This is a genomic window from Porphyrobacter sp. YT40 (genome assembly GCF_006542605.1).
In the GTDB taxonomy this organism is placed as follows: domain Bacteria; phylum Pseudomonadota; class Alphaproteobacteria; order Sphingomonadales; family Sphingomonadaceae; genus Erythrobacter.
In genome coordinates this window covers 2,895,953-2,914,862 of sequence record NZ_CP041222.1, presented here as the reverse complement: position 1 = coordinate 2,914,862, position 18,910 = coordinate 2,895,953, and the positions used below count along the sequence as shown (strand labels likewise).

Here is an 18,910-nt window from a genome sequence, read left to right as displayed (position 1 = left end):
GGGCTATGAAGGACGTGGCCTTCCGATTGCTGATCGTGCTGGGCTGGACAGCGGCGTTGCCGCCGCTGGGCTATTCGATCTTCGGGGTTCTGACGATTTGGCCAATGTTGGGCGTGTTTCTCGGTTTCGGGTTGTTGCCCTTCATCTATGCGGCGGGAGCCGCTCCCGCCTTTGTCACGGCTGCAAGCTTTGAGTTTGTATTTCGGCACTGGGGATCAAGGCTCAGCCTCGCGGCGAGCGTCACTTTGGGCGCGACCGCTGCGGTTCTGTGGATGGCCGGACTTTTCTTCTTCGAGGGAGAGAAGGTTCGGGTTGGCGCCAATTACGTGACTTTTGCGCTGGCAATTGCTGGAGCCTTGCCGGCCGCACTTATGCCAATTGCCCGCTTTGCGAGGGATCGCAGGAGCTGGCGCTAGCTTCCAGTCGGCGGCTCATCCTTGAAGGGCTCGGCCTTGTCCTCGAAGCTGAGGCCATGCTTCAGCAGCATCGGGATCTGGCTGAAGGTGAACAGGAAGGTCAGCGGCAGGAACACCCACAGCTTGGCCCAGAGCCAGCTTTCGAAGGAAAGCTGCGCGCGCAGGCCTTCGTTGAGCACTGCGAGGAACAGGAAAAACACGCCCCAATTGCGCGACAGCTTGAGCCAGCCTGCCTCGGACAGTCCCTCGAAGGCGGCCTCAAGCAGTATCTTCAGCATCGCGCGGCCCATGAAAAAGCCGCCGAGCAGCACCACGCCGAAGCTCGCATAGATGATCGTCGGTTTCAGCTGCACGAAAGTCGGATCGCCGAAGAAGATCGTCAGGCTGCCGAAGCCGACGATCAGTGCGGTCGAGAACCACAGCATCGGCGACACCTTGCCCAGCCGCCACTTCGATACCAGCAATGCGATCACCGCCGCGACCATGAAGGCCCCGGTGCCGAAGGTGATGGCGATCAGTTCGCCCGCTGCGCTCGTCTCCTCGGGCGAAAACCACTTGTAGACGCCGAGGAATACCAGCAGCGGCCCGTAATCGACCGCAACGTTGAGCCAGCTGGAGGCCGGAGATTTTTCTTTCCCCGTTCGTGCTGAGCTTGTCGAAGCACCGTCCTTCTCTTCCAACGTCACGCTCCAAAAGTAGAAAGGCAGCCCTTCGACAAGCTCAGGGCGAACGGTGGCGGGGCAACGATCACGCCACCCCGGCGATCACGCGGGCGACCAGATCGGGATCGAAGGGGCGCAGGTCTTCCATCTTCTCGCCCACCCCGATGGCATGGATGGGGAGGCCATATTGCTCCGCCGCCGCCACCAGCACGCCGCCGCGCGCGGTGCCATCGAGCTTGGTCATGATCAGGCCGGTGACGCCAGCAACTTCCTTGAACACGTCGATCTGGGCGAGCGCATTCTGGCCGTTTGTGGCATCGAGCACCAGCACCACATCGTGCGGCGCTTCGGGATTGAGCCGGCCGAGGACGCGGCGGATTTTCGCCAGCTCCTCCATCAGCTCCTTCTTGTTCTGGAGGCGCCCGGCGGTGTCGACGATCAGCGCGTCGATCCCGGTGTCGGTGGCCTGTTTCACGGCATCGAACACGATGGCCGCCGGATCGCCGCCCTCGGGCCCGCGCACCAGATCGACCCCGATGCGGCCCGCCCAGGTCGCGAGCTGGCCGATCGCGGCGGCGCGGAAGGTGTCGCCCGCCGCCAGCAGCACGCCGTAATCGTCTTCCTGAAACAGATGCGCGAGCTTGGCGATCGTGGTGGTCTTGCCCGATCCGTTCACCCCGATCACGAGGATCACCTGCGGGCGCGGGAAGGCGGTGATTTCGAGCGGCTTTGCCACGGGGCGCAGGATCGCGGCGATTTCTTCGGCCACGGCTTCCTTCAACTCGCGCGTGGTGATCTCCAGCCCGAAGCGCTTGTCGGAAAGGCGCGCGCGGATGCGCGCTGCGGCAGACGGGCCGAGGTCGGAGAGGATCAGCGCATCCTCCACTTCGTCCAGCGTCGCATCGTCGAGCTTCGCGGTCGCCCCGCCGCTGATCGGCAGGTTGGCGGAAAGGCGCTCCGATGTCTTGGCGAACCCGCCGAAAAGGCGCTGGGTCCAGCTGCTTTCACTCATGCGAGCAGGCCCTCCCTGAGGCCGCTTGGGGTCACGTCGATGATGGTGCCGGGGGTGCTGCCTTCAGGCAGCGCCACCGGTGCGTAGTTCGGGGCATAGCCCGTGCCGCCGCGCTCGGCGAGGACGGGGAGCGTTTCGCCCACAAGTGAGCCGAGCCACGCCGTGCGCCGCGCGGCGGCGCGGGCGCGCAGATCGGCGGCGCGGGCCTTCACCACCTCGCGCGCCACTTGCGGCATCCGCGCGGCGGGCGTGCCGGGGCGGGGCGAGTAGGGAAAGATATGCGCGTGAACGATGTCGAGTGCGTCGATGATCGCGAGGTTTTCGGCGTGGTGGCCCGCATCCTCGGTCGGAAAGCCGGCGATGAGGTCCGCGCCCACCGCGATTCCCGGCCGAAGCGCCTTGAGCCGCGATACCAGTTCCACCGCATCGGCGCGCGAGTGGCGGCGCTTCATCCGCTTCAAAATCAGGTCGGCCCCGTGCTGAAGCGAGAGGTGGAGATGCGGCATCACGCGCGCCTCGTGCGCGATCAGATCGAACAGCAACGGGTCGATCTCGATCCCGTCCATCGAGGACAGGCGAAGGCGGCAGAGGCGCGGATACGTGTCGAGAATCGCCTGTACCAGCGTGCCGAGCCGCGGCGCATTGGGCAGATCATGCCCCCAGCTGGTCAGATCGACGCCCGTCAGGACGATCTCCTGCGCTCCGGCGGCACAATGCTGGCCGACCTCCTCCAGCACCCGAGCCACCGTCAAGGATCGGCTCGCGCCCCGGCCCTGCGGGATGACGCAGAAGGTGCAGGCGTGGTCGCAGCCGTTCTGCACCGCGATGAAGGCGCGGGTGCGCGCCGCAGGCATCGCGGGCGCTTCGCCCGGCACATTCCACGCCCTTGGATCGAGCTTGGCGGCGTTGGCGACCAGCGCGTCGACCTCGTCCATCGTGCCGATGCTCGCCCGGTCGATCTCGGCCGCGCAGCCAGTCACCACCAGCCGTGCCTGCGGATGGTCGCGGCGCGCGCGGCGGATCGCCTGCCGGGTCTGGCGCAGCGCTTCGCCGGTGACCGCGCAGGAATTGACGACGACGAGATCGCGCTCCCCCGCCAGCATCGCCCGCATCCGTTCGCTCTCCGCGATGTTCATGCGGCAGCCGAGCGTGACGATCTGCGGCGCGTTCACGCGTAGTCGTCCCAGACGAAGGTACCGCGGAAGCTTGTCGCGGCGGGGCCGCGCATCAGGATCGTGCCGCCCGGCTGCCACGCGATCACGAGATCGCCGCCGGGCAGGGTGACGCGCACCGGGCTTTGCACCATCCCCTTGCGGATCGCGGCGACGGCGGTGGCACAGGCCCCGGTGCCGCAGGCGCGGGTCAGACCGGCACCGCGCTCCCACACGCGCAAGCTCAGGTGATCGGGCCCGGCGAGATGCGCGACATTGACGTTCACCCGCTCGGGGAAGAGCGGATCTGTCTCGATCAACGGGCCGAGCCGGTCGAGTTTGACCGCGTCGGCATTCTCGACAAAGAAGATCGCGTGCGGATTGCCGACATTGACCGCCATAGGGCCCTCGAGGTTCTCCCATCCGACCGGCATGGCGAAAGTGTCCATCGGATAGGCGAGGGGGATCGCGTCCCATTCGAACCGGGGTTGTCCCATGTCGACTTCGGCGCCGCCCTCCGTCGGCTGCAAGGCGATCGGCCCGCCGCCGGTGGCGATGGTGGCGGGCGCGCCGTGCAGCAGCGCGACCGCGCGCGCGGCATTGCCGCAGGCCTCGACCTCGCTGCCATCGCTGTTGAAGATCCGCATCCGGAAGGCGTGCTCCGCGTCGGGCTCGAGCAGCACCAGCTGATCGAAGCCGATCCCGGTGCGGCGGTCGCCCAGCGCGCGCGCGATGGACGGCGTCACCTGCGGCAGCGGCGTCTCGCGCGCGTCGAGCACGACGAAATCATTGCCGAGCCCGTGCATCTTGATGAAGGGGACATGCTGCGTCACGCCGCCGCATCTATGCACCGCAAGGCCCCGCGTCCAGTCCCGCGCACAGGGCGGGCGGCCCGCCGACCGGCGAAATGATCAGCCCTGTGCGGCGCGATGGGGCGGCAGGGGGGGCGCGCCCGGCTGACGCGATGCAGTCACGCCCGGTTCTGCGCGCGGCGCGATCAGTCGTCCGGCCGCCGCCAAGCGGGTGCGCACGCCCTCGGCATCTTCGGGCAGGCCGTAGAGATAGCCCTGCGCCTTCAGCCGGCCCATGGTCTTCAGCGCCTTGAGAATTTCCTCGTCCTCGACCCCCTCGGCCGTCAGCGGCAGATCGAGCCCCCGCCCGAGCGAGACGATCGCCTCCACCAGCCGCGAACGCTGGCCGGGCTCCTTCAGCTCGCTGACGAAGCTGCGGTCGATCTTGATCCGGTCGAAGGGCAGGCTGCGCAGCTGTTCGAAGCTCGAATAGCCGGTGCCGAAATCGTCGAGGCTGATCTGCACGCCCTGATTGCGCAGGCTGATGATCATCGAGCGCACCAGGCCGACATTCTCGTGCAGGCAGCTTTCGGTGATCTCGATCTCCAGCCGCTGCGGCGGGAAACCGGCGGCGACCAACCGTTTGAGCAGGCGCTGTGCGAACCACGGATCGCGCAGCTGCACGGGCGAGATGTTGATCGACAGCGTCAGGCTCTCGTCCCAGTCGCGCGCATCGCGGAAGGCCTGTTCCATCAGGCGTTCGGACAATTCGTTGATGAGGCCGATTTCCTCGGCGATGGGCACGAAGATGTCGGGGCCGATCAGCCCCAGCTGTGGCGAGCGCCAGCGCGCCAGCATCTCGAAGCCCACCAGTGCGCCGCTTTCGACATCGACCTGCTGTTCGTAGAAGGGCACGAATTCGCCGCGCGCCAGACCCCGGCGGATCCCGTTTTCGAGCTGGTTGCGGAACCGCAGCTCGTTCTCCATCGACGGTTCGAACCAGAAATAGCGGTTTCGGCCCTGCTTCTTGGCATGATAGAGCGCCATGTCGGCGCGGTGCATCAGCGCATTGCCATCGACCTGCGCACCGGCGGCGCGGTCGACGTCAGTGTCGCAGGCGAGGCCGATCGAGACGGTCAGTTCGGGCATTCGCAGCGGCTGGGCAAGGCTCTCGTAAATCCGCACCACAAGATCGTCGACACGCTCGGGATGTCCGGCAGGGAAGGTCGTGACGAAGGCGAATTCATCGCCCCCGAGCCGCGCCAGCTGCGCCTCGCGCGGGAGCAGCGCCCGCACCCGGTCGCACACCATCACCAGCACCGCATCCCCGGCGGCATGGCCGTGCATGTCGTTGATCTGCTTGAAGTTGTCGAGGTCGATCATGCAATAGGCCAGCGCCTCGCCGCGCGTTTCGGCCAGCTTGCGCAAGCCTTCGGTCACTTCGATCATGCTGCGGCGGTTGAGGCAGCGCGTGAGCGGGTCGGTCGCCGCGAGCAGCTGCGCGCGCGCTTCGGCCCGGCGGCGTTCGGCGATTTCGCGGGTCAGCTCGCGGTACCGCCGCCAGCCGAAGATGATCAGCGCGATATTGAGCAGCAGCGCGTTGACGAGGATCACGTTGGGCTTGTCGCCGTCGCCCAGCAAGGCGGCGATCGCCTCGGGCAGCACCGATCCCCCGGTGCCGACCAGCATGATGATGGCGGCCACGGCAATGCCCAGCGCAATGATATCGCGTTCGGCTGCCACCAGCGGATTTTCGGGCTCGTGATCGGTCAAAATCGTTGCCTCTTGTCTGGGGCCGCAACAGATGCGCGGCCCGCCCCCTTACCATCACCTTTCCAGCGATTTGGCAGATCGCACTAAATATCGGGTTAATGAGCAAATGGCGGAGAGGGGCTTGGCGCGGCGGGCAGCGTCGGTCTATCGGGGCGGGGAAAAATGCGAAGGAGCGCTGCATCCCATGGCCTATTGGCTGATGAAGTCCGAACCGTTCAAATACAGCTGGGACGATCTCGTCGCCGAAGGCGAGGGCACTTGGGACGGGGTGCGCAACTACCTTGCGCGCAACAACCTTCAGGCCATGGAAGTGGGGGACGAAGCGTTCTTCTACCACTCGCGCGAAGGGCTGGAGATTGTCGGCATCGCCGAGATCACGGTCAGCGGGATCGGCGATCCCACCGATGAGACCGGAAAGTGGGCGGCGGTGAAGCTGAAGGCGAAGCGGAAATTCGCTACGCCTGTCACGCTCGCGGCGATCAAGGCCGAGCCGCGCCTGGCCGAGATGCAGCTTGTCCGCCTGTCGCGCCTGTCGGTCTGCGCGGTCACGCGCGAGGAATGGGCGGTGGTCTGCGAGATGGCCGGCGAGTAGTCAGGCTCCATCTAAAAACAGATACTTAAAGCCCGAATTATCGCTCGTCGCACGCCCGCGTCGGTTCGTCTTGGCGTGATAAGCCCCTCGGAACATTGCCGGACGGCTGCTCTTATCCCTCTCGAAGCGTCGCACTTCCCCGCAGACGCAAACACACAGAGGAGCCTACCATGGGCAAGCTGACCGAAAACATCAAAGGCACCGCCAACGAAATCGCTGGCAACATCAAGCAGCAGTCGTCGAACCCGGCGACCCGCGCCGAAGGCGTGGCGCAGGAGCGCAAGGGCGAAGCCCAGAAGCTCAAGGGCGATATCGAAGGCGCCATGGGCGACAAGATCTAAGCAAAACTGATCGTCTCTGCCCCCCTGACGATCAACACGAAGGCCGCCTCTCTCCCCCCGAGAGGCGGCCTTTTTCGTATCAGCCGCGCGCGCGGGCGCGCAGCCCGCTGATGGTTGCGCCGCTTGCGGCAATCCGTTCGAGATCGGTGAGGGCATGGATCAGCCGGATTCCGCTGCGTCGTTTCGCCTCGGCGAGTGCGGCGATGAATTCTTCGGTTGTCTCGACCCGCGCGCTCCACCCGCCGAAGGCCGCGCCGAGCATCGCGAAATCGGGATTTGCCAGCTGCGTGGCGGAGACGCGTCCGGGATATTCGCGCTCCTGATGCATCCGGATGGTGCCGTAAGCGCCATTGTCGATCACGACCACGATAAGGTTCGCGCTGTATTGGGCAGCGGTGGCGAGTTCCTGCCCGTTCATGAGAAAATCGCCGTCACCCGCCACAGCGACCACCGTGCGCTCGGGGAAGCGCAGCGCCGCCGCGACTGCGGCCGGCACGCCATAACCCATCGCGCCGCAAGTCGGGGCGAGCTGGCCGGGGTACGCCTCGTAACGCCAGTAGCGATGCCACCAGCCCGCGAAATTGCCCGCTCCGTTGCAGATCATGGTATCGGCAGGCAGCGCTTCGCGCATTGCGGCGACGCAGGCGGCAAGGTCCATCGCCGCGTCGGAGGGATGGGGGGTGGACCACGCCAGCCACTCGGCATGGGCTTCGGCCCCGGCATCGAAGGGGATGATCGCTTCGTCTTCCCACAGCGCCGCGCATTCGGCGAATTCATCCATCGCGCAGCACAGGGCCAGGTCGGTGCGGTAGACGCGGCCCAGTTCCTCCGGATCGGGATGGATGTGGACGAGCGTCTGGCCGGGGTGTTCGAGGGTTGGCACCTCATAGCCATCGGTGGTCGCCTCACCCAGTCGCGCGCCGACCGCGATGACGAGATCGGCATTCTTGACCCGCTCGACCAGCTTCGGGTTGGGCCCATATCCGAGGTTGCCGGCATAGACCGGTGAGGTCGGCGCGATCGCGTCCTGACGGCGGAAGGCGGTGGCGACGGGGAGGCCGATGCGCTCGGCGAATTGCTGGAAGTATTCCCGCGCCTTGGCGTTCCAGCCCGCGCCGCCGATGATCGCGATGGGGCTCGCGGCGTCGGCGATCAGGTCGAACAGCGTGGCAAGCGCATCCGGGCACACCGCCTGCGCCGGGCGCAGCACCTGCGGGCGCGGGGCGAGGGCGGCGGGCACCTGCTCGACCAGCATATCCTCTGGCAGGGCGAGCACCACCGGGCCGGGCCGCCCGCTGATCGCCACGGCATAGGCGCGCGCGATATATTCGGGAATGCGCGCGGGATCGTCGATCCGTGCGGCCCACTTGCAGATGGGGGCGAAGAAGGCGGGGAAATCGACCTCCTGAAACCCCTCGCGTCCCTGCGCGCCGCGCGCGACATCGCCGACGAACAGGATCATCGGCTGCGAATCCTGATGCGCCACGTGGACGCCGATGCTGGCATTGGTCGCACCCGGACCGCGGGTGACGAAGGCGATTCCGGGCCGCCCGGTCATCGTGCCATCGGCGCAGGCCATGAAGGTGACGCCGCCTTCCTGACGGCAGGTGACGACATCGATCTCCGGCCGGTCGGGCAGGGCATCGAGCACGGCGAGAAAACTCTCACCCGGCACGGTGAAAATCCGCGTGGCGCCCTGAGTGGCCAGGCAATCGACCAGCAGGGCCGCCGCTGTTCTGGTGCCCTCGGGGCGGGTGGAATCGGTCATCGCATTGCTCTCCCGTCGTATTGCCCCGCGCCTCTACCGCCGCCGGTGCGGGCGCGCAAACACGGTCTGTCCCATGCTGCGACAGGCTCGTCGCAAAGCGTTTTCAATCGTTAAAAAAGTCTTAATTCTGGGGTCCGACGGGCAAGGAGAATGAAAGATGCGTCGCAGCCTGGTTCTGACCGATGAAACCGCCCGCCACTGGTTCCGGGCGAGCCTGCCGCCTCATGTGAAGCGCGACCTGTTCGACATTCCGGCCGAGAGTCTCTGGCGCCTGACGATGGCCGACGTGCGCGGCGTGGCGAGCACCTATGTCGCGGTGACGCTCGCGGTCTTTGCCTTCATTATCTAGAGCGCGTCCGGCGTCCGCAGCGCCTCTGTGGCGTGCAGCTTGCGCGCAAGGCTGGCGGAAAAGAAGCACAGCACCAGACTCAGCAGCAATTGTTCCTGCAACGGGATGCCGAGCGGGCCGAGCGCCCCGGCAATTCCGGCACCCACCACCATGAAGACCGACGAAATGAAGTTGTTGGCCGCGACCGAGCGCGAGGCTTCCGACGGGTCTACCCGCGTCGTCAGGAAAGCGTAGAGCGGCACCACGAACATCCCGCCCGCGATCGCGATGAAAAGCAGATTGGCGGTCAGCGCCAGCGCCAGCGGCTGGGCGAGGAATTCCCACACGGTGAACAGCTCACCCTGCGGCTGGAGGTTCCACATCCGGCACAGGGCGTAAAAGACCACCAGCAGCGCCGCCAGCACCATCACCGAGCGTGCCGAGTAGCGCGCCGATATATCGCCCTTGAGCAGCGCGTTGATCGAAACCGAACCGATCGCGATCCCTGCCGAGAAGGCCACCAGCAGCACGGCGGCGACTTGCTTGTCGGCCAGCAGCACGTTCTTGGCGAGCGGGATGAACTGCACCGAAAGGATCGCCGCGATCGCCCAGAAATAGCTGATCGCCAGAACCGAATAGCGCAGCTCGAGATTGGCCATCGAAAAGGCGATCAGGTCTTTCGAGGCGCGGAAGGGGTTCCAGTCGACCTTCGTGTCCTCGCACTGCGTGGGGGCGGGCGGCACGAAGCGGCAGGTGGCGTAGCCCACCAGCGCGATCACGATCACACCGACGATACTCCACATGATCGGCATCGCTCCGCCGAGCATCATGCCCACGAGGATTGCGACATAGGTGCCCGCTTCGACAAGGCCGGTGCCCGCCAGCACCTCGTCCTTTTGCAGATGCTGCGGCAGGATCGCGTATTTGATCGGGCCGAAAAAGGTCGAATGCACGCCCATTGCGAACAGCGCGGTGAACATCAGGGGAAGCGCGAGGCTCTCGATCTGCGCCCCGCGCGCAGCCAGCAACAGGCCGGTCGCGCCGACGCTCATGATCAGAATCTCGGCAAACTTGATCCAGCGGATGATCTTGGTCTTGTCGCGCATGTCGGCCAATTGGCCCGCAGTCGCGGAGAACAGCACGAAAGGCAGGACGAACAGCGCAGTGGCAACGCCGCTGATCAGCGTCTCCATCTCGGGCGAATCGTAGACCTGATAGACCACGAACAGCACCATCGCGTTCTTGTAGAGATTGTCGTTGAGCGCGTTGAGCAGCTGGGTGAGGAACAGCGGCAGGAACCGCCGCTGGCGCATGAGATGGGTCGAGGTTGTCATGCAGCTGTGTCGCGGGCGCTTCCCTGTGAGTTACCCGCGACATAGCGGGGCTGCGCTCTTTCACAAGTGCGCAGTCCGCCGGCCACGGGGCGCACGATTGTCGGGGATGCCCGATTGCAGGGGTTTTGCGCGCCCGTTTCCGGCGCTAGACGGGTGCGCAATCATGTCGAGCCTGCCCAATATTCTCACCGCATCGCGCATTTTCGCCGTGCCGCTGCTGGCGTTCTTCCTGTGGTGGCCGGAATGGCGCCTGGGCTATCTGATCGGCTTCGTGCTCTATTGCGTCATCGCGATCACCGATTTCTTCGACGGCTATCTGGCGCGCGCGCAGGGGACGGTATCGAAGCTGGGCATTTTCCTCGATCCCATCGCCGACAAGATCATGGTCGCCGCCGTCGTTTTGGTGCTGACCGCGCAGGGCTATCTGCGGGGCCCCTATGCGGGGGATGTGCATGTGATCGCGGGTCTCATCATTCTGGTGCGCGAGATCGCCGTGAGCGGCCTGCGCGAATTTCTGGGCGGGATTCAGGTCTCGGTCCCGGTGTCGCGGCTGGCGAAGTGGAAGACCACGTTCCAGCTGGTCGCGCTGGGCGCGCTGATCCTCGGCGGGGCGGTCCACGGCGCGCCGTGCCAGTCGGTGTTCGAAGGTTGCGGCTCTGTGGCGAACAGCTGGGTGCACGTGATCGGCCTCGTCAGTCTGTGGACGGCGGCGGTGCTGACCCTGATCACCGGCTGGGACTACCTGCGCGTCGGCCTCAAGCACATGGATTGAGGACTGGCAAAGGGCCCCGGCTTCGGGTTACAACATATCCCATGGGATCCGAGACTTCGGGCGAACCGGGCGCATTTGTCGGCCGGTTGGCGAATCAGGCGCGCAAGCTTCAGAGCGAGGCGAAGGCTGCCATCGCGCAGGGCGATTATGCGCGCGCTTCGGCGCTGATCGGCGATGCCGAGCTGCTGGCCGAGGATGTCCATGGCCTCGTCGATGATATCGAGCACCGCCAGACCGACCGGCTGATGGGCCACGCCGCCGCCGAAGCCGAAGCCCGCCGCCCGCGCCGCCATGCGCGGATGGGCCGCTTGCGCCTCGCCATCGGTGCAACCCTCGCAATGAGCCTCGCGCTGGTGGAGTGCTGAGCGGGCCTCAGCCCGCCCGCAATTCCTCCGCCAGCAGCAGGAAATCGGCCTCGCGCGGGGAGTTCTTGCGCCACGCGAGCACGATCTCGCGCTTGGCGGTGGCGCTGTCCACCGGCCGCGCGACCACTTCGGTGCCGCTGAGGATACCCGCCGTCAGCGCCATTTCGGGAAGCATGGTGAGGCCGAGGTCGTTGTCGACCAGCTGCACCAGCGTGTGCAGCGAGGTGCCGATCATCGCCGCGCTGGCACGCAGCTCGGAGCGCGAACAGGCGGCCAGCGCATGGTCGCGCAGGCAGTGGCCGTCCTCCAGTAGCAGCAGCCGACCCTGATCGATCATCTCGGGCTTGATGCTGGCGGGCGGATCGCGCGGGTCGTCCTTGGGGAAGGCGATGAACAGCCGGTCGTCCGCAATATGCGCGATCGCCGCGTCGCCGGTGTCGAAGGGCAGGGCGAGCAGCACGCAATCGACCCGCCCGTGCGAGAGCGATTCGAGCGCATCGTGGCTCGTCTCCTCGCGCAGCATCAGTTTGAGATCGGGGCGCTCGCGCTTGAGCCGGGGCAGGATGCGCGGCAGCAGAAAGGGGGCGATGGTGGGGATGACGCTCATCCGCAATTCGCCCGACAGCGGCTTGCCCGAGGCTTGCACCAGATCGGCCAGTTCCTCCGCCTCGCGCAGCAGGCGGTTGGCCTTGGCCACCACCTGCTCGCCCAGCGCGGTGAAGCGCACCACCCGGCGCGAGCGTTCGACCAGCGTTACGCCGAGGAGCGATTCGAGCTCGCGGATGCCGGCCGACAGCGTCGACTGCGACACGAAGCTGGCATCGGCCGCCTTGCCGAAATGCCCGTGCTCGTGAAGCGCCACCAGATATTGCAGCTGCTTGATGGTGGGGAGGTAGGTGCTCACGGCCCGCGCGCTATTCCGCTGCCAGCGGATCGGGTTCGGCTTCGGGTTCGGGCGCAGCCTCCGGTGCGACCACATCGTCGATGTGGGTCATCTTCAATCGCCCCTTCTCGACCGCGAAGGCGAGCTTGCCTTCGACCAGATCGAGCGCGTCCTTGCCGAACACCTCGTAGCGCCAGCCTTCGAGCACGGGGAGCTTGCGCACCCCCGCCGCGAGCGCTTCCATCTCGTCGGCGCGGGTGAGCAGACGCGGGGCGACGTCGATCTCGCGGGCGCGGATCTTCAGCAGCAGCTTGAGCAGATCGGCCACCAGCGCGCCTTCCTTGCCCAGCGGCGCGCCCTGCTTGATCTTCTCGGGCATTTCCGACTTGGGCAGGGGTTCCGCCTCGGCCAGCACCTTCATCAGGCGCTTGCCGATGTCATTGTCCTTCCACGCGGGACTGAGACCGCGCACCTTGGCGAGATCGGCCTGCGCCTTGGGCGGATGGCTCGCGATGTCGGCCAGCGTCTCGTCGCGCATGATGCGCCCGCGCGGGATATTCTTGTGCTGCGCCTCGCTCTCGCGCCAGGCAGCGAGCGCCTTCATCCGCCCGAGCACCTGCGGATTGCGGCCCGGCTGGCGGATGCGCTTCCACGCAACGCCGGGATCGGTAAGGTAGTTGGACGGATCGGCGAGCTTTTCCATCTCCGCATTGAGCCACAGCCCGCGACCGGTCTTGATCAGCTTTTTCAGGATCTTGGGAAAGATCGCCGATAGATGCGTGACGTCACCGATGGCATATTCGATCTGCCGGTCGGTCAGCGGGCGGCGGCTCCAGTCGGTAAAGCGCGCGCCCTTGTCGATGGTGAGCCCGACCCACGTTTCCACGAGGTTGGCATAGCCGATCTGTTCGGACTGGCTGATCGCCATCATCGCGATCTGGGTGTCGAAGATCGGGTGCGGGGTCTTGCCGGTGAGGTTGACGATGATCTCGACATCCTGCCCGCCGGCGTGGAAGACCTTGAGCACGTCCTCGTTCTCGCACATCAGGTCGAGCAACGGCTTGAGGTCGATCCCCGGCGCCATCGGGTCGATCGCGGCGGCTTCTTCCGTATTGGCGATCTGCACCAGGCAGAGTTCGGGCCAATAGGTGTTCTCGCGCATGAATTCGGTATCGACCGCGACGAAATCGGACTTCGCGAGACGGTCGCAGAGGTCGGAGAGGGCCTCGGTGGTGGTAATCAGCGGATGGATTTTCATGTCATCTTTTCGTGTCTAGCGGGCGGAGTGCCGCCCTCGGGATCGAACCCAGTATGCGCCCACACCGCTTGACAAAGCGGCAGGCTTGCCCTGTTAGCGCGCCGACGGCGGAGCAAGGCTCCGAGTGCGCCCGCGCGCCCTAGCGTTATAGCTGCCAACAGGACAAGAGTTTAGATGCACCCCTATCGCACGCATACTTGCGCACAGCTTTCTTCGGACCACGTCGGCGAGACTGTCCGCCTGTCGGGTTGGATCCATCGCAAGCGCGACCACGGCGGCGTGCTGTTCATTGACCTGCGCGATCATTACGGCATCACCCAGATCGTCGCCGACACCGACAGCCCGGCGCTTCCGGTGTTCGAGAGCCTGCGGGTCGAGAGCGTCGTCACCATCGAAGGCACGGTGAAGGCGCGTGCTGCGGGGACGGCCAACGCCAATCTCGCGACGGGCGAAATCGAGGTCTTCGCGCGGGGCGTGACGGTGCAGAGCGCCGCCGAAGAACTGCCGATGCCGGTCGCCGACGAGCAGCCTTACCCCGAGGATATCCGCCTCAAGTACCGCTTCCTCGATCTGCGCCGCGAAACGCTGCACAAGAACATCATGACCCGCGTGGCGGTGATCGCGGATATGCGTCAGCGCATGAACGCGGCGGGCTTCAACGAATTCTCGACCCCGATCCTCACCGCCTCCAGCCCCGAGGGCGCGCGCGACTTCCTCGTGCCGAGCCGCATCCACGCGGGCAAGTTCTACGCGCTCCCGCAGGCGCCGCAGCAGTACAAGCAATTGTTGATGGTCGCGGGCTTCGATCGCTATTTCCAGATCGCCCCCTGCTTCCGTGACGAAGACCCCCGCGCTGATCGCCTTCCGGGCGAGTTCTATCAGCTCGACCTCGAAATGAGCTTCGTGACGCAGGAAGAGGTGTGGGAGACGATGGAGCCCGTCATTCAGGGCACCTTCGCGGCTTTCGCGGGCGACAAGAAGGTCACCCCCGCCGGTGAGTTCCCGCGCATCCCCTATGACGAGGCGATGCTGAAGTATGGCTCCGACAAGCCCGATCTGCGCAACCCGCTGATCATCTCGGATGTGTCCTCGCACTTCACCCAGTCGGGCTTCGGCCTGTTCGAGAAGATCGTCGGCTCGGGCGGCGTCGTGCGCGTCATCCCCGCGCCCGCGACCCACGAAAAGAGCCGCAAGTTCTTCGACGACATGAACGACTGGGCGCGCAAGGAAGGCTATGCGGGCCTCGGCTACGTCACCCGCAAGGGCGGCGAGTTCGGTGGCCCTATCGCCAAGAACCACGGCGCCGATCGGATGGCCGAGCTTTATGCCGAGCTTGGCCTTGGCGAGAATGACGGGTTGTTCTTTGCCGCGGGCAAGGAAGCCGATGCCGCCAAGCTCGCCGGTGCCGCACGCATCCGCGTCGGCGAGGAACTCGGCCTTATCGACGAGAGCCGCTTCGAACTGTGCTGGATCGTCGATTTCCCGTTCTACGAATGGAACGAGGACGAGAAGAAGGTCGATTTCTCCCACAACCCCTTCTCCATGCCGCAGGGCGGGATCGAGGCGCTGGAGGGGCAGGACCCGCTCACCATCAAGGCCTATCAGTACGATCTCGTCTGCAATGGCTTCGAAATCGCCAGCGGATCGATCCGCAACCACAAGCCCGAAACGATGGTGAAGGCCTTCGAGATCACCGGGCTGACGCAGGCGGACGTGGAAGAGCGCTTCGGCGGGATGTACCGCGCGTTTCAGTACGGCGCGCCGCCGCACGGGGGCATGGCTGCGGGTGTCGACCGGATCATCATGCTGCTCTGCGGCGCGAAGAATCTGCGCGAAATCTCGCTCTTCCCGATGAACCAGCGTGCCGAGGATCTGCTGATGGGCGCACCGAGCCCGGCCGAGCCGCGCAGCTTGCGCGAACTTCACCTGCGCGTCGTCGAGCCGCCGAAGAAGGACGGCGCCTGATTATCAACCGGGCGCGCGGTGCGTGAAGCCCCTTGTGGGCAGCGCACTGCAAGCCCACTTGCGCTTGCCCCCCGCGTTCATTAGGGCGGGGGCGACCATTTTAACCCCAGTTCAAGAGGGAATGACATGAGCGATATTGCCGACCGGGTGGCCAAGATTGTCGTCGAGAATCTCGGCGTCGAAGCCGATAAGGTCACTCAGGATGCAAGCTTCATCGATGATCTGGGCGCAGACAGCCTCGACATCGTTGAGCTGGTGATGGCCTTCGAAGAGGAATTCGGCGTCGAAATCCCCGACGATGCGGCCGAAAAGATCGCCACTGTCGGCGACGCGACGAAGTACATCGAAGAGCACAAGGGCTGATCGCCCGACCCTCCCGTCTGCCCTGAGCGTGTCTGGGGGCCGTTCTTGCTGCGCGTCTGACGCGCGAAGAAACAGCGGGACTTCGACAGGCTCAGCCCGGACGGGTTGGGCCTGTTGTGCGTTTTGGAGAAGAATATGCGCCGTGTGGTTGTAACCGGGCTTGGCCTCGTCACCCCTCTGGGAGGCGATGTCGAGACGACGTGGGCCAATCTGATCGCAGGGGAAAGCGGGGCGGGGCAGATCACCCGTTTCGATGCCTCGAACCAGAAATGCACCATCGCCTGCGAAGTGAAGCCCAAGGATCACCCCTGGGGCTTCGACGCCGACAAGCGGGTCGATTTCAAGGTGCAGCGGCAGGTCGATCCCTTCATCGTCTACGGCATCGATGCTGCCGGACAGGCGCTGGAAGATGCGGGCCTGACCGATATGACCGATGCCGAAAAGGAGCGCACCGGCTGCTCGATCGGTTCAGGGATCGGCGGCCTCCCGGGGATCGAGATTGAGAGCGTCAATCTCCACGAACGCGGGCCGGGCCGGGTCTCGCCGCACTTTGTCCACGGGCGGTTGATCAACCTCATCACCGGGCAGGTGCAGATCAAGTACGGCTTCATGGGCCCGAACCATGCGGTCGTCACCGCCTGCTCCACCGGCGCGCACTCGATCGGTGACGCGGCGCGGATGATCGCGATGGACGATGCCGACGTGATGCTGGCGGGCGGGGCGGAAAGCACCATCAACCCGCTCGGCATCGCCGGTTTCGCGCAGGCGCGCGCGCTCAATATGAGCATGAACGACCGCCCGACCGAGGCGAGCCGCCCCTATGACAAGAACCGCGACGGTTTCGTCATGGGCGAGGGCGCGGGCGTGGTGGTACTCGAGGAATACGAGCGGGCCAAGGCGCGCGGCGCGAAGATCTATGCCGAAGTCACGGGCTATGGCCTCTCAGGCGATGCCTACCACGTCACCGCCCCGCACCCCGAAGGCCGCGGCGCGGAACTGGCGATGCGCATGGCCTTAAAGAAGGCCGGCCTCGGCCCGGGCGATATCGACTACATCAACGCCCACGGCACCTCGACCATGGCCGACACGATCGAACTCGCGGCGATCAAGCGCGTGCTGGGCGATGACTTGGGCGGCGCGTCGATGTCCTCGACCAAAAGCGCGATCGGGCACCTCCTGGGCGGCGCGGGTGCGGTCGAGGCGATCTTCTGCATTCTGGCGATGCGCGACGGGATCGTCCCGCCGACGCTCAACCTCCACGACCCCGACGAGGGCACCGAGGGGATCGACCTGGTGCCGCTCAAGGCGAAGAAGCGCGAAGTGCGCGCCGTGCTGAACAATTCCTTCGGCTTCGGCGGCACCAACGCTTCGATCATCATGCAGAAGGTCGACTAAGACCCATGCGACCCGCCCGTTGGCTGCTGGCGCTTGTCGGTCTGGCGGCAGCCGGGCTGGTGCTCGCGTGGACCTTCCTCGGCTCGGCGACGATCGTCAAGGACACGCCCTTCACGATCCCCGCCGGCGCATCGGTTGCCAGCGTTGCCGAAAAGCTCGAGGCCGAGGGGCTCATCTCCTCGGCCTCCGGCTTCGTCCTTCAGGCCCGCGTGTTCGGCAGCGACACCCCGATCCAGGCGGGCGAGTTTCTGCTCACCCCCGACATGGGCCAGGGCGATATCCTCGCCGCGTTCCAGTCGGGCGATGTGATCCGCCGCTTCGTCACCATCCCCGAAGGCATGCCGTCGATCCTCGTGTGGGAGCGGTTGATGGCCGAGGAATTGCTGACCGGCGAGGTCGACGTGCCGCCCGAAGGCTCGATCCTGCCCGATACCTACAGCTTCGAACGCGGCCAGTCGCGCAAGAGCCTTGTCGAGCAGATGCAGGCCGCGATGGACAAGGCGCTGGCCGAGGAATGGGCCAAGCGCGCGCCCGGCATCGCGGTCGATACGATGCGTGACGCGCTGATCCTCGCTTCGGTGGTGGAAAAGGAAACCGGCAAGCCCGATGAGCGCCGCATGGTCGCCGGGCTCTATTCCAACCGCGTGCGCATCGGCATGAAGCTGCAGGCCGACCCGACGATCATCTACCCGATCACCAAGGGCAAGCCGCTTGGCCGCCGGATCAGGCAGTCCGAGATCGCCGCGGTCAACGGCTACAACACCTACACCCGCATCGGGCTTCCCGAAGGGCCGATCACCAATCCCGGTCGCGCCAGCATCGCAGCGGTCATGAACCCGGAAAAGACGAGCGCGCTCTACATGGTCGCCGACGGCACCGGCGGGCACTGGTTCGCCGATACGCTGGAACAGCATGACGCCAACGTCGCCAAGTGGTACGCGATCCGCCGCGAGCGGGGCGAGATGTAGGAGGGGCGGCGCGCGGTTCGGCCGCGCGAGCACATGAAATGTCCCAGCCCTTCATCCTCACCGCCGCGCTGCCGCCCGATCTGGCTGGCTTTGCCGAGGGCCTGCGCCGCGCGCATTTTCCGCCGGAGCGCAATTTCCTCCACGCCCACGTTACGCTGTTTCACGCCTTCGCGCCCTCGCTGCTGGAGGAACTGTGCGAAGTCCTTCCACGCTTCGCGCGCGAGTTCGCCGCGCCCGAGGGGGCGGTGAAAGGCGTGATGGATCTGGGGAAGGGCACCGCGATCGCGCTCGAAGCGCCGCAGCTGCTGACCTTGCGCGCGATGATCGCCGCGCATTTCCACGGCAGCCTGACCGCGCAGGACCTCCACGAGCCGCGCCCGCATATCACGATCCAGAACAAGGTGACGAAGGACGAGGCGCGGGCATTACAGGCCAGCCTGCCGCCCCTTCTGGCACCGTGGATCGCCAAACCGCCGTTCCGCTTCCCCGCGCTGGAGCTGTGGCGCTATTGCGGCGGCCCGTGGGAGCCCTTCAAAACCTGCGCTTTCCGGGGGCGCGGACGGCTCTAGCCGTCGCTGTGCAACGAGGGCTTGACCGAGCGTCCCCTGCGCCCTAAGTGCGCGCCTCGCCCGGGCCGACACCCGGTGCCGAATCCGGCCCTCACCACGCGCCGGATGCCCATGGGGCGGAGTAGCTCAGCCGGTTAGAGCAGCGGAATCATAATCCGCGTGTCGGGGGTTCGAGTCCCTCCTCCGCTACCACGGTCAGTAAAT

General features: G+C 65.8%; 20 protein-coding genes and 1 tRNA gene. 12 read left to right on the top strand and 9 right to left on the bottom strand.

The window, feature by feature from the left end:
- The first annotated feature begins 5 nt into the window (after positions 1 to 5).
- A complete protein-coding gene (locus tag E2E27_RS13650; protein ID WP_141460020.1) occupies positions 6 to 416 on the top strand; it encodes a hypothetical protein in 411 nt (136 codons plus the stop codon).
- Here the strand turns inward: E2E27_RS13650 and E2E27_RS13645 are convergent.
- From E2E27_RS13645 to E2E27_RS13625, 5 genes are all read right to left on the bottom strand, one after another.
- Complete coding sequence (locus E2E27_RS13645; protein WP_141461905.1) at positions 413 to 1,096, bottom strand: inner membrane-spanning protein YciB; 684 nt, start codon at positions 1,094 to 1,096, stop codon at positions 413 to 415. The genes E2E27_RS13650 and E2E27_RS13645 overlap by 4 nt on opposite strands.
- 67 nt (positions 1,097 to 1,163) lie before the next feature.
- The gene (gene ftsY, locus E2E27_RS13640) at positions 1,164 to 2,090 is read right to left on the bottom strand and encodes a signal recognition particle-docking protein FtsY (RefSeq protein ID WP_141460018.1); all 927 of its coding nucleotides are present in this window, start codon (positions 2,088 to 2,090) and stop codon (positions 1,164 to 1,166) included.
- Positions 2,087 to 3,262: a MiaB/RimO family radical SAM methylthiotransferase gene (locus E2E27_RS13635; protein WP_141460016.1), complete on the bottom strand. Its 1,176-nt coding sequence runs from the start codon at positions 3,260 to 3,262 to the stop codon at positions 2,087 to 2,089. The genes ftsY and E2E27_RS13635 overlap by 4 nt, the downstream gene beginning before the upstream one ends.
- Positions 3,259 to 4,047, bottom strand: a complete 789-nt coding sequence (gene dapF / locus E2E27_RS13630) for a diaminopimelate epimerase (protein ID WP_234036269.1) — start codon at positions 4,045 to 4,047, stop codon at positions 3,259 to 3,261. The genes E2E27_RS13635 and dapF overlap by 4 nt, the downstream gene beginning before the upstream one ends.
- 105 nt (positions 4,048 to 4,152) lie before the next feature.
- Positions 4,153 to 5,805: a putative bifunctional diguanylate cyclase/phosphodiesterase gene (locus E2E27_RS13625; RefSeq protein ID WP_181443450.1), complete on the bottom strand. Its 1,653-nt coding sequence runs from the start codon at positions 5,803 to 5,805 to the stop codon at positions 4,153 to 4,155.
- Positions 5,806 to 5,989: 184 nt separating this feature from the next.
- Between E2E27_RS13625 and E2E27_RS13620 the strand changes: the two genes are divergently transcribed.
- Positions 5,990 to 6,397, top strand: coding sequence for an EVE domain-containing protein (locus E2E27_RS13620; RefSeq protein WP_141460012.1), 408 nt, complete (start codon positions 5,990 to 5,992; stop codon positions 6,395 to 6,397).
- A 170-nt stretch (positions 6,398 to 6,567) separates the two neighbouring features.
- Positions 6,568 to 6,738 carry a CsbD family protein gene (locus E2E27_RS13615; protein ID WP_141460010.1) on the top strand — a complete coding sequence of 57 codons (171 nt, stop codon included), beginning with the start codon at positions 6,568 to 6,570 and terminating at the stop codon, positions 6,736 to 6,738.
- 79 nt (positions 6,739 to 6,817) lie between these two features.
- On the opposite strand, the gene E2E27_RS13610 is transcribed toward E2E27_RS13615, so the two are convergent.
- Complete coding sequence (locus tag E2E27_RS13610; protein WP_141460008.1) at positions 6,818 to 8,506, bottom strand: thiamine pyrophosphate-binding protein; 1,689 nt, start codon at positions 8,504 to 8,506, stop codon at positions 6,818 to 6,820.
- Positions 8,507 to 8,663: 157 nt separating this feature from the next.
- Here E2E27_RS13610 and E2E27_RS13605 point away from each other — a divergent pair, with 157 nt between their 5' ends.
- Positions 8,664 to 8,855: a hypothetical protein gene (locus E2E27_RS13605; protein ID WP_141460006.1), complete on the top strand. Its 192-nt coding sequence runs from the start codon at positions 8,664 to 8,666 to the stop codon at positions 8,853 to 8,855.
- Here E2E27_RS13605 and E2E27_RS13600 read toward each other — a convergent pair.
- Entirely contained in the window at positions 8,852 to 10,168 is a 1,317-nt protein-coding gene (locus E2E27_RS13600) for an MFS transporter (protein WP_141460004.1), read from the bottom strand. The genes E2E27_RS13605 and E2E27_RS13600 overlap by 4 nt on opposite strands.
- A 163-nt stretch (positions 10,169 to 10,331) precedes the next feature.
- On the opposite strand from E2E27_RS13600, the gene pgsA reads away from it, so the two are divergent.
- Positions 10,332 to 10,940: a CDP-diacylglycerol--glycerol-3-phosphate 3-phosphatidyltransferase gene (pgsA, locus tag E2E27_RS13595; protein ID WP_141460002.1), complete on the top strand. Its 609-nt coding sequence runs from the start codon at positions 10,332 to 10,334 to the stop codon at positions 10,938 to 10,940.
- Between the two features lie 41 nt (positions 10,941 to 10,981).
- Positions 10,982 to 11,305, top strand: a complete 324-nt coding sequence (locus E2E27_RS13590) for a hypothetical protein (protein WP_141460000.1) — start codon at positions 10,982 to 10,984, stop codon at positions 11,303 to 11,305.
- A gap of 7 nt (positions 11,306 to 11,312) precedes the next feature.
- On the opposite strand, the gene E2E27_RS13585 is transcribed toward E2E27_RS13590, so the two are convergent.
- A complete protein-coding gene (locus E2E27_RS13585) occupies positions 11,313 to 12,209 on the bottom strand; it encodes a hydrogen peroxide-inducible genes activator (RefSeq protein WP_141459998.1) in 897 nt (298 codons plus the stop codon).
- Between the two features lie 10 nt (positions 12,210 to 12,219).
- Entirely contained in the window at positions 12,220 to 13,446 is a 1,227-nt protein-coding gene (rnd, locus tag E2E27_RS13580; protein ID WP_141459996.1) for a ribonuclease D, read from the bottom strand.
- Positions 13,447 to 13,620: 174 nt separating this feature from the next.
- On the opposite strand from rnd, the gene aspS reads away from it, so the two are divergent.
- The 6 genes from aspS to E2E27_RS13550 all read left to right on the top strand — a co-directional run bounded on the left by aspS (position 13,621) and on the right by E2E27_RS13550 (position 18,898).
- Entirely contained in the window at positions 13,621 to 15,411 is a 1,791-nt protein-coding gene (aspS, locus tag E2E27_RS13575) for an aspartate--tRNA ligase (RefSeq protein WP_141459994.1), read from the top strand.
- Positions 15,412 to 15,537: 126 nt separating this feature from the next.
- The gene (locus tag E2E27_RS13570; protein ID WP_086608245.1) at positions 15,538 to 15,774 is read left to right on the top strand and encodes an acyl carrier protein; all 237 of its coding nucleotides are present in this window, start codon (positions 15,538 to 15,540) and stop codon (positions 15,772 to 15,774) included.
- Positions 15,775 to 15,909: 135 nt separating this feature from the next.
- On the top strand, positions 15,910 to 17,169 hold the full coding sequence (fabF, locus tag E2E27_RS13565) for a beta-ketoacyl-ACP synthase II (protein ID WP_141459992.1): 1,260 nt from the start codon (positions 15,910 to 15,912) through the stop codon (positions 17,167 to 17,169).
- Between the two features lie 5 nt (positions 17,170 to 17,174).
- Positions 17,175 to 18,137, top strand: a complete 963-nt coding sequence (gene mltG, locus E2E27_RS13560; protein ID WP_141459990.1) for an endolytic transglycosylase MltG — start codon at positions 17,175 to 17,177, stop codon at positions 18,135 to 18,137.
- Positions 18,138 to 18,175: 38 nt separating this feature from the next.
- Positions 18,176 to 18,706 carry a 2'-5' RNA ligase family protein gene (locus tag E2E27_RS13555; protein WP_141459988.1) on the top strand — a complete coding sequence of 177 codons (531 nt, stop codon included), beginning with the start codon at positions 18,176 to 18,178 and terminating at the stop codon, positions 18,704 to 18,706.
- Positions 18,707 to 18,821: 115 nt separating this feature from the next.
- A tRNA-Met gene (locus E2E27_RS13550) sits at positions 18,822 to 18,898 on the top strand.
- The last annotated feature ends 12 nt before the right edge of the window (positions 18,899 to 18,910 follow it).